Consider the following 14,110-nt stretch of genomic DNA (forward strand, 5'->3'; position numbering starts at 1 on the left):
TTGAGCTGATTCTGCCCAGCCCACCACCAGCACAACGAAGAGGAGGCCGGCCATGGACACGACACACGACGTCTTCAACCAGCCCTCTCCGCTGGTGGGCTACAACCTGTTCGAAACCAATCGACCGCTTCGCGATGCGTTGAAGTTCAACGCGCCCGAGCTGCAGACGGCCGGCTTGCACGAGCTGGGCGAGACGATCGGCAGCGCGGAGATGCAGACGCATGCGCGGCTTGCCAATGTCAACGGGCCGCAGCTGCATACGCATGATCGCTTTGGGCGGCGCATCGACGAGGTGGAGTTTCATCCGAGTTACCACGCGTTGATGAAGGCCGCTGTGGGAGCCGGGTTGCATGGGACGCCTTGGGGGGGAACAAATCCGGCAGCGCACGTCAAGCGCGCGGCCGGCTTCATGCTTTTCACCGAGCTGGAGCCCTCGATCCTCTGCCCGATCTCCATGACTTACGCGGCCACGCCTGCACTGCGCAGCAATGCGGCTGTCTACGCAGACTGGGGCGCCAAGCTCGGCAGCCTCTGGTACGACCCTGCGCTCAAGTCGTTCAAGGACAAGCCGGGCGTGACCATGGGCATGGGCATGACCGAAAAGCAGGGCGGCTCCGACGTGCGCGCGAACACGACGCGTGCATTGCGCGTCGGCAGCGACGCGTGGGGCGAGCGCTATGAGATTACCGGTCACAAGTGGTTCTTTTCCGCGCCGATGTGCGATGCCTTTCTGGTGCTGGCACAAGCGCCGACCGGACTTACTTGCTTCTTCCTGCCGCGCGTGCTGCCGGAATGGATGGCGGACGGCGCAAGCAATGACGTTCGCAACGGCATCCGAATTCAGCGCCTGAAAGACAAGCTCGGCAACAAGGCCAATGCCAGCTCCGAAGTCGAGTTCCTGGGTGCGAGTGCCTGGCTCGTCGGCGAAGAAGGGCGTGGCATCCCGCAGATCCTCGAGATGGGCACGATGACGCGGCTCGATTGCGCTCTGGGCACCAGCGGCCTGATGCGGCAGGCGCTTTCACTGGCGCTGAATCACACGGCGCAACGCCATGCTTTCGGCAAGTCGTTGATCGACCAGCCGCTGATGAAAAACGTGCTGGCCGATCTCGCACTTGAAAGCGAAGCCGCGACCGCGCTGGCGATTCGGCTGGCGCGCGCCTTCGATCATCCGCACGACGAACACGAACGTCTCATGGCGCGCATCCTCACGCCCGTCGCTAAGTTCTGGATCTGCAAGCGCGGCAGCCATTTCGCGCAGGAAGCGATGGAGTGTCTCGGCGGCAACGGCTACGTGGAAGAGGGCGGCGAAGGCGTCATGGCTCGTGTGTATCGCGAGATGCCGCTCAATTCCATCTGGGAGGGCGCAGGCAACATCATGGCTCTCGATCTGCTGCGCGGCCTGCGCAAAGGCGATGCCGCGGCGGCACTCGCGCAAGAGCTTGCGCCGGCCCGCGGCGAGCACGTGTCGCTCGATCGCCTCATCGATGCGCTGCCATCGCGCATCGACCTGTTGGCATCGGAGACCGAAGCGCGCCGGCTCGCGCAAGACGTGGCGCTTGCAGTGCAGGGCGCTCTGCTAGCTCAGACATCGCCCCCGGCTGTCGTCGGTGCCTTCTGCGCATCGCGCCTCGGCGGCGACTGGGGCCAAGCTTTCGGCACGCTTGGCGCAGGCACCGATTTCGATTCGATCCTGCAGCGCGCGATGCCGCGCTGATGCTGCAGAGCACTGAACAAAACGAACACAAGGAACCCATGTCCGATCTCATCCTGCACCACTACCCGACCTCGCCCTTCTCCGAGAAGCTGCGACTCATCCTCGGCCACAAGAAGCTGCCCTGGAAATCGGTCTTCATTCCGGCGATCATGCCCAAGCCCGATGTGCTGCCGCTGACCGGCGGCTACCGTCGTACACCGGTGCTGCAGATCGGTGCCGACGTCTACTGCGACACGGCGCTGATCGCCGACGTGCTCGAACATCTCGCACCCGAGCCGACGCTGTATCCCGAGCCAGAAAAAGGCATGTCGCGCATCCTCGCGCAATGGGCCGACAGCACCCTGTTCTGGGCCGCGATGGCCTGGAACCTGCAGCCCAAAGGCGCAGCAGAAGTGTTTGCCAAAGCGCCACCCGAAGCCGTCAAGGCCTTCGGCGAAGACCGCGGCAAGATGAGCGTCGGCAACATGACGCGACTGCGTCCGGCCGATGCTGCGGCGGCCTACAAGTCGTACCTGCGCCGCATCTCCGACATGCTGGACGACAAGCCCTTTTTGCTCGGCGAAATGCCGTGCATCGCCGACTTTTCTGCCTACCACCCGCTCTGGTACACGCGTCGCATCGAGGCGGTCAAAGGCATCCTCGACCTGACGCCCGCGGTGGTCGATTGGATGGACCGTATCGCGGCGCTAGGCCACGGCGAGTCCGCCAAATTCAGCGCCGACGAAGCCATCGCCATCGGCAAGGCGTCGGTGCCCAATTCACTGTTGGCCGACAGCACCTTCCAGGACGACCACGGCATCCCGCTCGGCTCGCAGGTCACCATTCGCGCGGAAAGCTTCGGCCTCGAGGAGACCGTGGGCAAGCTCGTTGCCGCTTCGCGCATGCATTACACGCTGGAGCGCACCGACGACCGCGCCGGCACGCTGCACGTTCATTTTCCCCGCATTGGTTACGTACTCAAGAAAGCAGACAACGCATGATTCAGGACTTCATTGGAAAGACCGCCGTACTCACCGGCGCAGGCTCGGGCTTCGGCCTCGAATGCGCGCGCATCGGCGCCGCGCGTGGCATGAACCTCGTGCTGGTCGACGTGCAGCAGGACGCGCTCGACAAGGCGCAGGCCGAGATGGAAGCCGCCGGCGTTCAGGTGCTGGCGCGCAAGGTCGACGTGGCCAACGCGGCGCAAATGGAGCAGCTCGCGGTCGACGTCAAGGCGCGCTTCGGTGCGCCGCATTTCGTCTTCAACAACGCGGGCGTCGGTGCAGGCGGGCTGGTGTGGGAGAACACCGTGGCCGACTGGGAATGGGTGCTCGGCGTCGACGTCTGGGGCGTGGTGCACGGCGTGCGCCTGTTCACGCCGATGATGTTGGAGGCCGCCGCCGCCGACCCGAGCTGGCGCGGTCACATCACCAACACGGCCAGCATGGCCGGCCTGCTGACGCCCCCGAACATGGGCATCTACAACGCCGCCAAGGCCGCGGTCGTGAGCCTGACGGAGACGCTGTACCAAGACCTGAACCTCGTCACCGACCAGATCGGCGCCAGCCTCTTGTGCCCGTACTTCGTGCCGACCGGCATCACCAGCAGCGAGCGCAACCGCCCGAACGCACCCAGCAACGACCAGCTGACCAAGAGCCAGCTGATCGGTCAGGCCATGAGTAACAAGGCGGTCAGCAGCGGCAAGATCACAGCGGCCGAAGTGGCGCATAAGGTGTTTGCCGCGATCAGCGACAACCAGTTCTACGTGTTCAGCCACCCCAAGGCGCTGGGCAACGTGAAGAGCCGCATGGAGAACATCGTGTCGATCACGAACCCGGCCGATCCGTTTCTCGAGCGGCCGGAGATCGGCGAGAAGCTCCGAGCACAACTGCGCGGGGCCTGACGAGGCGGGCGCGTTCGGGCTCAGCTCAAAAGTGCGTGCCGACAATGAACTTCAAAGTCCATTTGTCGGCCTCTTTGGTGATGCCTTTGCCGACGCCCAGGTTCACGTCGAAACCGGTGAATTCATGATCGACAACAGCAAACAAGGTCTTGCTGTTTTTACTCAAGGAATCGAGGTGTCGAAGCGGCCCCAGTTCGTTGTAGGTTTCAAAACCGATCTGCGTTTTGGCATCGATCGCGTAGGCCACTTTGGCATCCACGTCGAACGTGACCGGGCCACCGCCTCGCGAAATGCTCCAGTCGAAGTTGGGATTGACGGCAAGTGTCCAAGGGCCGGTGCGATAGCCGAAGATGCCCTTGAGTTCGGCATTCCACGGCGTAGGCGACACCCGCAGGTCAGTTCGCCCGACTTCCAGATTCGCACCCCAGAAAAAGCCCTGCTCCTTGTCGTGTGGGGCGATGTACTTGATCCGGAATTTGCCGCCGACAACGCTCGTGTTGGAAGCAGCGGTTCGCGTACCCAACACGTACAGGCCGAGTTCCAATGTGTCGGTGAGCCCGTAGTAGAACTCCGGCGTCAGACGATAGACATGCGCCGGCGGTTGCTCACCGGGATAGCTAGGCTTTGAGTTTCCGGAAAAAACATAGTTGTTGTGAACATCGACGCCGAACTTGCCGGGCTCGCTTAGATCGTCGAGATAGACCTGAATTTCTTCGGGTGCCGCCATCGCTGGCGGGGCCAGCCCGACACCGGCAAAGAGACTCAACGCCCACGCAAAGCTTCGGGCTTTCGAGCGGCGCACGACGCCTGATCCGATGCGCCGCCGGCCGGGCGCTCGACTTGTGAAAGACATCATGGCAAGGACAAATCAACGAAAGGTTTTTGAAAGCGCGTTGGTCCGACGGGATGGCTGATGCAAGCGCTGAACTTTTTTAGCAGAGATCCGAAAAGATCGTGTGCTGCCCGACACATGGGCTGCAAAAGCCGGTGCTGCCGGACCTGCCCGCCGCAGGATTTTCTGGGGTATCGCGGAGATACTCAGCGTCGGCCCATCTTTTTCGAAACCCTCCGCATATGACCGATCTTTCAACTTTCCCGATCACCAGGAAGTGGCCAGCCGCGCATCCCGACCGCCTTCAGCTCTATTCGCTGCCGACGCCCAACGGCGTCAAGGTCGCGATCATGCTGGAGGAAATCGGGCTGCCTTACGAGCCGCATCTCGTCAGCTTCGAAACCAACGACCAGATGTCGCCGGAGTTTCTGTCGCTCAACCCGAACAACAAGATCCCAGCCATCCTCGATCCCGATGGACCGGGCGGCAAGCCGCTCGGCCTGTTCGAATCAGGCGCCATCCTGCTCTACCTCGCCGAGAAAACCGGCAAGCTGATACCGCAGGACGCCGCGGGCCGCTACGAAGCCATCGAGTGGGTCATGTTCCAGATGGGCGGCATCGGACCGATGTTCGGGCAGCTCGGTTTCTTCAACAAGTTTGCCGGCAAGGACTACGAAGACAAGCGGCCGCGCGATCGTTATGTAGCCGAGTCGAAGCGGCTGCTCGGCGTGCTCGAAAAACGCCTGACGGGCCGCGACTGGATGCTGGGCGACGCGTACTCCATCGCCGACATCGCGATCTTTCCGTGGGTGCGCAACCTGGTCGGTTTCTACGAAGCTGGCGAGCTGGTCGGCTTCACCGATTTCCCGAACGTGGCGCGCGTGCTGGCTGCTTTCGTGGCGCGTCCGGCTGTGGCCGCCGGCCTCGCTATCCCCAAGCGCGGTTGAACAAAACGAAACGGAGCACATCGATGAAGCTTGGAATGATCGGCCTCGGCCGCATGGGCGCCAACATGGCAGAACGCTTGCTGCGCGGCGGGCATCACGTCGTCGGCTTCGACCCAAATGCTGCGGCACGGACTGCGCTCGAAGCGAAGGGCGCGACATCGGCCGATGCGCTCGCGTCGCTCGTTCAGAGCCTGGAGGCGCCGCGCGTCGTGTGGCTGATGGTGCCGGCCGGCAAGATCACCGACGACACCGTCGATGCCTTGCTCGCGCTGCTGGCACCGGGCGACACCGTCATCGATGGCGGCAACTCCAATTACAAAGACACGCTGCGCCGCGCGAAGGCGTACGCCGGCAAAGGACTGGCCTATGTCGACTGCGGCACCAGCGGTGGCGTATGGGGTCTGCAAGAGGGCTACAGCATGATGATCGGCGGCGACGAAGCGGTGGTCGCTGCGCTGCGCCCGATCTTCGAGACGCTGGCGCCGGGCAAGGATGCGGGTTGGGGCCGTGTCGGGCCGGTCGGCTCGGGGCACTTCACCAAGATGGTTCACAACGGCATCGAGTACGGAATGATGCAGGCGTACGCCGAAGGCTTTTCGATCCTGCAGCACAAGACCGACTTCGCGCTCGACCTGCACCAGGTCGGCGAGATCTGGCGCACTGGCAGCGTCGTGCGCTCATGGCTGCTCGACCTCACGACCGACGCGCTCGGCAAGAACCCGACCATGGCCGGCATCGCCCCGTACGTCGCCGATTCGGGAGAAGGGCGATGGACCGTGAACGAGGCCGAGTTGGGTGTGGCTGCGCCGGTCATCACGTTGTCGTTGCTCGAACGGCTGCGCTCGCGCGACGACGACTCCTTCACCGACAAGCTGCTGGCTGCGATGCGGAATGAGTTTGGAGGGCATCCGATCAAGACGGAGCCGCCGAAGGTTTAACGGTTCACGGTGAGGCTGGGCTGGCGCGGTAGGCGCATAGCAACGACGGTGGGCTACGACCGCAATCGGGCCAGAAGCAGACATCAAGCAATCACAGGGTGACCAAAACAAATGCCAGAACTTCATGTGCGCCAATTGACGTCGAGCGATGCGGAAGCGTTTTCCTCGTTGCGCAGGATAATCACAGCAGATGACCCTTTACCTATGGGTCTGACGCTAGCTGAAGAGATGACGCGGCCGATGCAGGGGTTTCGCGACCAGTTGGGCTTTCCTGCTCCAAACGCGGCCTTCGGCGCATTTGTCGAAGGCGAGTTGCGAGGCTGTGCGGCCATCTCATGGACAAGCAAATTTGCCTCTTCCATGCACAAGGTAGTACTTTGGGGGACATTTGTCCATCCTGCGCATCGAGGCAAAGGATTGGGAAGATCGGTTGTCAGCACGGCCCTCGACCACGCCCGGTCGCATGACGTGCATCGAGTAAATCTGACTGTTTTCGTCCCGAATATCGCCGCAACAAGCCTTTACCAATCCCTTGGCTTCAAGCCTTACGGGATCGAACCCGATGCGGTTTGTATAGGCAGCGTTTTTTACGACGGGCAGCACATGAGCCTCCGCTTAACGACCGCCTGAGCGTCTGCAATCAGGGAGTTGCTGTGTCGGCTTCGGGCCCGAAGCTGACGGTCGCACACCCCGATCAACCGCGGCCCTCACATGGCTCAGGCCGGTGGGGTGCACTGCGCAGCGAAGTAAAGGAGGAGGCGAAGCCGGGGGACATGAGCGGAGCAGTGCACCGCGCCGGCCTGAGCCCCGCACGAGCGCATCGTCAACCCGCCTTCTTCTTGTCCTCGCCCATACCTGCCGGTCGTCGTCATTCGCTATAAGTGTTGGCGCGTACCGTCTCATGACTCGCGCGGGAGCCGCAGCAGCAAGTGCATCCCTCAGTCTTACAAAGCGCGGTCCGTCTACCCTACCTGACAAGCCGCTTCCCTTGACTACCTTTCGAGACATCGATGCCTGTTGCGGCACCGGCCGATTCAAAAAGGTAGTCCCCGATGAGCGCAATCCCCGAATTCAAGCCCAATGACCATCCATCGGGCGGCTGGGGCTCCGTCAAGGCAGTCACGACCTACCTGATTCGGGAAGAAGCCCTTGTCGCCGGAACCAAAGCACTGCTCGTTCAAAACAAGCCCGGCGGCTTCTCATGCGTGAGCTGTGCCTGGGCCAAGCCGTCCAAGCCGCACCTCGCCGAGTTCTGCGAGAACGGCGCCAAGGCGACCGCCTGGGAACTCACTGGCAAGCGCATGCCGGCAAAGTTCTTCGAAGAACACACGTTGACCGAGTTGGAAACCTGGAGCGACCACGAACTCGAAGTCGGCGGCCGTCTCACGGTGCCAATGCGATGGGACTCCGTCACCGATCGCTACCTCGAAGTCAGTTGGGAAGATGCCTATGCCGACATCGGCGCCGAGCTTAAAAAGTTGCGCGCCGAAGACCCGAAGTCGACTGTGTTCTACGCCTCAGGTCGCGCTTCGCTGGAGGCCAGCTACATGTACCAGTTGCTGGCCCGGCTGTACGGTAACAACAACCTGCCCGACAGCTCGAACATGTGTCACGAGAGCACATCGGTCGCGCTGCCGTTGACCATCGGCGTGCCGGTGGGCACTGTCACGCTCGACGACTTCGAGCAGACCGACGCGATGTTTTTCTTCGGCCACAACACGGGCGTCAACAGTCCGCGCATGCTGCATCAGCTGCAAGACGCGCGCAAACGCGGCGTACCGATTGTTACCTTCAACCCGCTGCGCGAACGCGGGCTGGTGAGCTTCGCCAATCCACAGTCGCCGATAGAGATGCTGACACTGGCCGAGACGAAGATCAGCACGCAGTACCACCAGCTGAAGATCGGTGGTGACATCGCAGTGCTCACCGGCATGTGCAAGTCGCTCATCGCGATGGACGACACCGCAAGGCTCGCCGGCATCAAGCGCGTGCTCGATGTCGACTTCCTCGCGGAGCACACCAGCGGCTTCGAGATGTTTGCCGCAGCGGTCCGCGAAGCCTCGTGGGCCGGGATCGAGAAGGAGTCGGGACTCACGCGCGACGACATCGAGCAGGCAACGCTGGTCTATGCCAAAGCGCACGCCGTGATCGCGGTGTACGGCATGGGCCTGACACAGCACCGCAAGGGCGTGCAGAACGTGCAGATGCTGTCGAACCTGCTGCTGCTGCGCGGCAACATCGGCCGGCCGGGCGCAGGCATTTGCCCAGTGCGCGGGCACTCGAACGTGCAGGGCCAGCGCACGGTCGGCATAACGGAGAAGCCGGCGCTGGCGCCGCTCGACAAGCTGGCCGCGCTGTACGCATTCGAGCCGCCGCGCACTAAGGGGCTGAACACCGTAGAGGCCTGCGAGGGTGTGATCGAAGGGTCGGTTCGCGCCTTCATCGGGCTGGGCGGCAACTTCGTGCGTGCGGTTCCGGAGACGGAGCGTGTCGAGGCGGCCTGGCGTCGCTTGCGATTGACTGTCAACGTGGCGACCAAGCTCAACCGGAGTCACTTGATCCACGGCGAGGTCTCGTACCTGCTGCCGTGCCTGGGCCGCATCGAGATCGATCGGCAGGCGAGTGGCGAGCAAACCGTGGCGCTCGAAGACTCGACAGGCTTCATCCATGCCTCCAAAGGCGTTGCGGAGCCGGCCGAGTCGACCCTTCGTTCGGAGGCCTCGATCATTGCCGGCATCGCGCAGGCGACGCTCGCGCCCAACCCGATGGTGCCTTGGCAGGACTGGGTCGCCGACTACGGGCGGGTGCGCAGCGCCATCGAGACCACGTACCCGGAAATTTTTCGAGACTTCGAGCAGCGCTTTCGCATTCCCGGCGGTTTTCAGCGGCCGATTCCGGCACGCGAGCGCATCTGGAAGACCAGCAGCGGCAAGGCCAACTTCATGGTCGTGGAGAGCCTGGTCGCCGACCCCGACACGCCGGAGACCGACCCCGACGTGCTGCGACTCATGACCATGCGCAGCGACGACCAGTTCAACACCACCGTCTACAGCCTGGACGATCGCTTTCGCGGTGTGTACGGCACGCGCAAGGTGCTGTTGATGAACCGCGACGACATCGACCGGCTCGGGCTGGCCGAAGGCGCGATCGTGACCGCGTCGACCGCTGTCGACGACGGGCACACGCGCGAGGTGCCGGGACTGCGCATCACCGGCTTCGACATCCCAGCTGGTTGCGTCGCCGGCTATTACCCGGAATGCAATCCGCTGATTCCGCTCGCGCACCACGCCGAGCAAAGCAAAGTGCCCGCTGCAAAGTCGATTCCGGTGCGACTGCGGTTGACTGCACTCTGACTGCGCTGTGATTTCTTACGGCGGTGAATCCGCTGGCTGTTCTCCGCTTGTGCAGAAAGGATCCCTATTGCATTTGCCGTTCCATGCGGTTCTGCCGTTTCTACGCTGATCCGGATGCTCACGATCGCGCCCATGCACTTGGCCTTCGGCACCATCACCACTTCAACGACCGAGCGTGATCCAGAACGACGGTTCCGACTTTGCTGACGGTGGTATTTCGACTGGCACGGCGCAGGCCGACGCATGGTTTTTGTTCATGGCGGCCAGCACCACCGTCGATTTGCCTCCGCCCTTGCAATATCTTCGGAGCTCAAGCCTCGCATGTGATGCCTAACAAGATCGGCTCGCTTGACTGATCACCGAGCACGCAGACGCGCCCCGTGCGGCGCGCTTCCGCTTCAGTTGACGAGGTGATTCCGCAGGCGGCCCAGACCGCTGATTTCGACCTCGACGACATCGCCAGCCTTCAGCTTCGGCGACTTGCCGTCGGTTCCCATCCAGATCACGTCGCCTGGAAAGAGCGTGAGGCACTGCGTCATGCGGCTGATGAAAGTGCGGATGTCGAACAGCATGTCAGCAGTGCGGAAATGCGTCTGCACGTTGCCGTTGAGGCGCACCGTCGTCTCGGCGGCATCGATGTTGAATTCGGTTTCGATCCATGGCCCCATCGGCTTGAACGTGTCGGCGTTCTTGGAGCGCCAGAAGGTCCGGTCCGAGGCTTGCCACAGGCGCTCGCTCACGTCGTTGCCGATCGTGTATCCCAGCACGCATGAAAGCGCTTCAGCTTCGCTCAAATGCTTGGCCTTCTTGCCGATCACGACGACGAGCTCTCCTTCGTATTCCACCTGCGTTGCACCCGGCGGAATCACAATGGCTTCGTCGTGCGCGATGAGCGCATTGACGGCGCGATAACCGATGTCGGCCTGCTTGGGCTCGCTCACCGGCTGGCCCGTCAGTTCGGCATATTCACGAATGTGCTTGACGTAGTTCAGCCCCGCTGCGTAGAAGGTGCGCGGTATGAATGGGACTTCGATCTTGACGTCGGCCAACCGATGTACCGCGCCGCTGCGCTCGCCAGGCTCGAAGATCGTTCCATGCACTTCGTGGATGCGGTCGTCGGTGTCGAGGATGCCGTAAGCGGACGGGCCGCCGTCGACTGAAAAGTTGATCCATCGCATTCGAGTGTCTCCGCGTCATTCAGCCTTGATCATTCAGCCTTGATGTTGGCACTTCGGATGAGTTCGGCCCAGCGCACGCGGTCCTTGCTCAGCCACTCGCGGTATTCGGCCGGACCCAAATGCTTGACGTCGGCGCCCAACGATTTGAGTCGCGCCTGCATGGCGGGCTTGTCGAGCGCCGCGACGATGGCGGCGTCGAGTTTGGCGGCGATGGGTGCCGGCAGGCCGGCAGGCGCGATGAAGCCGATGGGCTGCGCATAGTCCTCGAATCCCGGGAAGCCCAGTTCTGCGGTGGTCGGCACTTGCGGATAGTCGGGGTGCCTCTTGGCCGTAGTGGTGGCCAGGATGCGAACCTTGCCGCTGCTGACGAACTCGGACACCCCGATCATGGGAAAGAACATGAAGTCGACGCGGCCAGACATCACTTCCGTCAGTGCCGGCGCGTTGCCCTTGAACGGAATATGGTTCATGTGCGTGTTGCTTCGCTGCTCGAGCAGCGCAGTGGCAAGGTGCGCGGAGCCGCCGACGCCGGCCGTGCCGTAGCTCACCGCGTTGGGCGCGGTCTGCGCCTTGGCAATCAGTTCGCCCAGCGTCTTGTAGGGCGAATTGGCCGCCACGACGATGAGCTGCGGCAGCACCGCCACCATGGCGATGGGCGCGAAGTCCTTGATCGGGTCGTACTTGATACGGTCGGGCTGCAACAGCGGGTTGACGTTGTGCGAGATCGTGTTGACGATCAGGGTGTAGCCGTCAGGCGCTGCGCGTTGCACGAATTCCGTTGCGATGTTGCCGTTGACGCCAGGCTTGTTGTCGACGATGACCGATTGCCCCAGTGTGGCGCCAATGTCCTGGCCCAGCACGCGCGCGAGCACGTCGGTCGGACCACCGGCGCTGTAGCCCACGACCAGCTTGATCGGCCTGTTGGGGTAGTCGCTCTGCGCCGTGGCGTTCAGAGAAAATGTGGCGGTGCCGAGCACTGCGGCTGCAAGCAGCGCAAAGCGGCGGGTGCGGGAATGTCGTGTCATGTCTCTTCCTTATTTGGTGTCGATCAGGGGTTTTCGGCGTGCGTGCCGGGATGCGAAAGCGCTGCTTCGCGGACCGACTGCGATGCCGCCGCGATGATGGAACCGGCCGCTTCGTGTGCGGCCTGTGCGTACTGCGATGGACGCCGCGCCGGCATTTCGTCGGCCGGTCGCAGCAGATCGGCCGAGAGCTGTGCCACCGTGCGGGCGCCACACAGGCGCATGGTGCGAAGCAGCTCGTCGTGCAGGATTTCGAGTGCGCGGCGAGCGCCGGCGTCGCCGGCGGCCACTGCGCCGAACAATGTCGCGCGCCCCAGCAATACGCCCTGCGCGCCGAGCGCCAACGCCTTGGCGATATCGGTGCCGCGCCGAACGCCGCCGTCCATCAGCACCGGCACGCGACCTGCCACGCCCTCGATCACCTCGCGCAGTGCGAGCAGGCCTGGCACGGCACCGTCGAGCTGGCGACCGCCGTGGTTGGAGACCACGATCGCATCGACGCCCATCGCCGCCAGTCGGCGCGCATCGTCGCCGCGGCTCACGCCCTTGACGATCAGTTTGCGTGGCCAGCGGTCGCGCACCGCGGCAAGGCGGGCCCAGTCGAACGCCGGGTCGTAACTGCGGCCGACCGAAGAGGCGATCTTCGTTGCGTTGGTGGCAGCTGCCTCCAGCCCGCGAAGGTTTTCCATGACTGGCATGCCGTGAACCAGCATGTCGAGCGCCCAGGCGGGCCGCGACGCGAAGTCGAGCACGTTGCGCGCAGTGAAGCGGAACGGGATCGAGAAGTGGTTTCGAAAGTCGCGCTCACGTTTGCCGCCCACCGGCAGGTCGACGGTGATCACCAAAGCTTCGTAGTGCGCCTGCTCCGCGCGTTCGATCAACTTCCAGAAGAAGTCCTGGTTGCGCAAGACGTAAGCCTGAAACCAGAGCCGGCCCGGCGCCTTGTCTGCGATGGTTTCGATCGCGGTGGTGGCGCTGCTGGACAGCGTGTACGGAATGCCCATTGAGGCCGCCGCACGCGCCAATGCGAGGTCGGCACCGCGCCAACCGAAACCTGCAGCGCCGGTCGGTGCGATGGCCGCGGGCATGGCCGCCGGTGCGCCCAGCAAGGTGCAAGCAGTCGAGGCTTTGCTGACGTCGACCAGCACGTGCGGCGCCAGCTGCCAGCGATCGAAAGCGCGCGCGTTGCTGGCGAGCGTGATCTCGTCTTCGGCACCGCCCTCGTAGAAGTCGAACACCGCGCGCGGCAGACGTCGTTTCGCCAGCGCGCGCAGGTCGGCGATCGAGTAGCAGTCTTGCGCGCGTCGGGTCATGCGGTTTCGAGCCGAGTGTCGGGCACCGCACGCGGCGTGCCGTCGTCATGGAAGAAGCGCGTGGCCATGACCTGGCATCGCTTGATCAGCCGCGGCTCGTCGGGGCGGTAATCGGGGATCGCGTTGTGGATCGTTCCCATGTTGTCCCACATCAGCAGATCGCCCACTTCCCAGCGGTGCGCATACGTGAAAGCCTCTTGTGTCTGGTGTTTGAACAGGAAATTGAGTACCTCGTCGCTTTCCGCGGCGTCCATTTCGTTGATCCGAGTCGCATAGCCCGGGTTCGCATAAAGCACGCGCCGCCCGGTGATGGGGTGCTCGAGAAATACGGAATGCGATACCGGCGGCCGGGCCGCGCGCTGCACAGGCGTGAGTGCTGGGCGGCTGCTGCCGCGCTCGCGCCGCATCATTTCCCAGAACTTGTCGAAGTCGTGCAGGACGGTCATGCCTTCGAGCCGCTTCTTCCAAGCTTCGGGCAGCGCGTCGTAGGCCGCGTGCATGTTGCAGAACGCGGTGTTGCCCAGCGGCTGGCCGTCGCGCTGCGGAATCTTGATGCCGTAGAGCACATTGGTGAACGCGATCATCCGGGCGTACGACATGTCGGTATGCCAGTCCTGGCCGGCGTCCGAGAGTCCCAGCGGCTTGCCGTCTTCGACGATGTTGGACAGCACCATGACTTCCGGCAGGCCTGGCTCCTGGTAGGCGCCCGCCACGTTGACTTCAAGTCGGCCGAAGTTCTGCGAAAAATCGCGCAGCTGCACAGGCGTCAGTTGCTGCTTCGGATAGCTAAGCACGCCATGGCGTCCGAGCGCCTGCAGCAGCATCTGGAACACGTCGCCGGACAAGGGCCGGGACAGGTCGAGGCCTTCGACGCGGGCGCCGAGCGTGGCTTGGCTGGGGACGATGCGGATAGTCATGGTGGGTTTGC

Annotated in this window: 12 protein-coding genes; 7 read left to right on the plus strand and 5 right to left on the minus strand. The window is 63.3% G+C overall.

What is annotated here, in order from left to right:
* Positions 1 to 52: 52 nt before the first annotated feature.
* From QN413_RS07185 to QN413_RS07195, 3 genes are read left to right on the plus strand one after another with little or no spacing between them, the layout of a single operon-like run.
* Positions 53 to 1,717 carry an isovaleryl-CoA dehydrogenase gene (locus QN413_RS07185; RefSeq protein ID WP_323495928.1) on the plus strand — a complete coding sequence of 555 codons (1,665 nt, stop codon included), beginning with the start codon at positions 53 to 55 and terminating at the stop codon, positions 1,715 to 1,717.
* Between the two features lie 38 nt (positions 1,718 to 1,755).
* Positions 1,756 to 2,697 carry a glutathione S-transferase family protein gene (locus QN413_RS07190; RefSeq protein ID WP_323495929.1) on the plus strand — a complete coding sequence of 314 codons (942 nt, stop codon included), beginning with the start codon at positions 1,756 to 1,758 and terminating at the stop codon, positions 2,695 to 2,697.
* Positions 2,694 to 3,599, plus strand: coding sequence for an SDR family oxidoreductase (locus QN413_RS07195; RefSeq protein ID WP_323495930.1), 906 nt, complete (start codon positions 2,694 to 2,696; stop codon positions 3,597 to 3,599). The genes QN413_RS07190 and QN413_RS07195 overlap by 4 nt, the downstream gene beginning before the upstream one ends.
* 25 nt (positions 3,600 to 3,624) lie before the next feature.
* Here QN413_RS07195 and QN413_RS07200 read toward each other — a convergent pair whose 3' ends face one another.
* Entirely contained in the window at positions 3,625 to 4,401 is a 777-nt protein-coding gene (locus QN413_RS07200) for a hypothetical protein (RefSeq protein WP_323495931.1), read from the minus strand.
* 272 nt (positions 4,402 to 4,673) lie between these two features.
* On the opposite strand from QN413_RS07200, the gene QN413_RS07205 reads away from it, so the two are divergent.
* The 4 genes from QN413_RS07205 (at position 4,674) to QN413_RS07220 (ending at position 9,669) form a co-directional block, all read left to right on the plus strand.
* Positions 4,674 to 5,378, plus strand: coding sequence for a glutathione binding-like protein (locus tag QN413_RS07205; protein WP_323495932.1), 705 nt, complete (start codon positions 4,674 to 4,676; stop codon positions 5,376 to 5,378).
* Positions 5,375 to 6,316 carry a phosphogluconate dehydrogenase (NAD(+)-dependent, decarboxylating) gene (gene gnd / locus QN413_RS07210; RefSeq protein WP_323495933.1) on the plus strand — a complete coding sequence of 314 codons (942 nt, stop codon included), beginning with the start codon at positions 5,375 to 5,377 and terminating at the stop codon, positions 6,314 to 6,316. The genes QN413_RS07205 and gnd overlap by 4 nt, the downstream gene beginning before the upstream one ends.
* 111 nt (positions 6,317 to 6,427) lie before the next feature.
* Positions 6,428 to 6,946 (plus strand): GNAT family N-acetyltransferase, encoded by a 519-nt coding sequence (locus QN413_RS07215; protein WP_323495934.1) that lies wholly within the window; start codon positions 6,428 to 6,430, stop codon positions 6,944 to 6,946.
* Between the two features lie 422 nt (positions 6,947 to 7,368).
* Positions 7,369 to 9,669 (plus strand): FdhF/YdeP family oxidoreductase, encoded by a 2,301-nt coding sequence (locus QN413_RS07220; protein ID WP_323495935.1) that lies wholly within the window; start codon positions 7,369 to 7,371, stop codon positions 9,667 to 9,669.
* A gap of 398 nt (positions 9,670 to 10,067) precedes the next feature.
* On the opposite strand, the gene QN413_RS07225 is transcribed toward QN413_RS07220, so the two are convergent.
* Genes QN413_RS07225 through QN413_RS07240 form a run of 4 tightly spaced genes read right to left on the minus strand, consistent with a single transcriptional unit; the run spans position 10,068 to position 14,099 of the window.
* Complete coding sequence (locus QN413_RS07225) at positions 10,068 to 10,847, minus strand: fumarylacetoacetate hydrolase family protein (RefSeq protein ID WP_323495936.1); 780 nt, start codon at positions 10,845 to 10,847, stop codon at positions 10,068 to 10,070.
* 29 nt (positions 10,848 to 10,876) lie between these two features.
* Positions 10,877 to 11,872 carry a tripartite tricarboxylate transporter substrate binding protein gene (locus tag QN413_RS07230; RefSeq protein WP_323495937.1) on the minus strand — a complete coding sequence of 332 codons (996 nt, stop codon included), beginning with the start codon at positions 11,870 to 11,872 and terminating at the stop codon, positions 10,877 to 10,879.
* Positions 11,873 to 11,895: 23 nt separating this feature from the next.
* On the minus strand, positions 11,896 to 13,182 hold the full coding sequence (locus tag QN413_RS07235; protein WP_323495938.1) for an alpha-hydroxy acid oxidase: 1,287 nt from the start codon (positions 13,180 to 13,182) through the stop codon (positions 11,896 to 11,898).
* Positions 13,179 to 14,099, minus strand: coding sequence for a TauD/TfdA dioxygenase family protein (locus QN413_RS07240; protein WP_323495939.1), 921 nt, complete (start codon positions 14,097 to 14,099; stop codon positions 13,179 to 13,181). The genes QN413_RS07235 and QN413_RS07240 overlap by 4 nt, the downstream gene beginning before the upstream one ends.
* Between the last annotated feature and the right edge of the window lie 11 nt (positions 14,100 to 14,110).

The sequence above is a fragment of the Variovorax sp. LG9.2 genome (assembly GCF_035018885.1).
In the GTDB taxonomy this organism is placed as follows: domain Bacteria; phylum Pseudomonadota; class Gammaproteobacteria; order Burkholderiales; family Burkholderiaceae_C; genus Variovorax.

What these genes read in the sequence shown, in the direction of transcription:
- QN413_RS07185 (WP_323495928.1), top strand. Translation starts at nt 53, where the DNA reads ATGGACACGACACACGACGTCTTCAACCAGCCCTCTCCGCTGGTGGGC.
- QN413_RS07190 (WP_323495929.1), top strand. Translation starts at nt 1,756, where the DNA reads ATGTCCGATCTCATCCTGCACCACTACCCGACCTCGCCCTTCTCCGAG.
- QN413_RS07195 (WP_323495930.1), top strand. Translation starts at nt 2,694, where the DNA reads ATGATTCAGGACTTCATTGGAAAGACCGCCGTACTCACCGGCGCAGGC.
- QN413_RS07205 (WP_323495932.1), top strand. Translation starts at nt 4,674, where the DNA reads ATGACCGATCTTTCAACTTTCCCGATCACCAGGAAGTGGCCAGCCGCG.
- QN413_RS07215 (WP_323495934.1), top strand. Translation starts at nt 6,428, where the DNA reads ATGCCAGAACTTCATGTGCGCCAATTGACGTCGAGCGATGCGGAAGCG.
- QN413_RS07220 (WP_323495935.1), top strand. Translation starts at nt 7,369, where the DNA reads ATGAGCGCAATCCCCGAATTCAAGCCCAATGACCATCCATCGGGCGGC.
- QN413_RS07225 (WP_323495936.1), bottom strand. Translation starts at nt 10,847, where the DNA reads ATGCGATGGATCAACTTTTCAGTCGACGGCGGCCCGTCCGCTTACGGC.
- QN413_RS07230 (WP_323495937.1), bottom strand. Translation starts at nt 11,872, where the DNA reads ATGACACGACATTCCCGCACCCGCCGCTTTGCGCTGCTTGCAGCCGCA.
- QN413_RS07235 (WP_323495938.1), bottom strand. Translation starts at nt 13,182, where the DNA reads ATGACCCGACGCGCGCAAGACTGCTACTCGATCGCCGACCTGCGCGCG.
- QN413_RS07240 (WP_323495939.1), bottom strand. Translation starts at nt 14,099, where the DNA reads ATGACTATCCGCATCGTCCCCAGCCAAGCCACGCTCGGCGCCCGCGTC.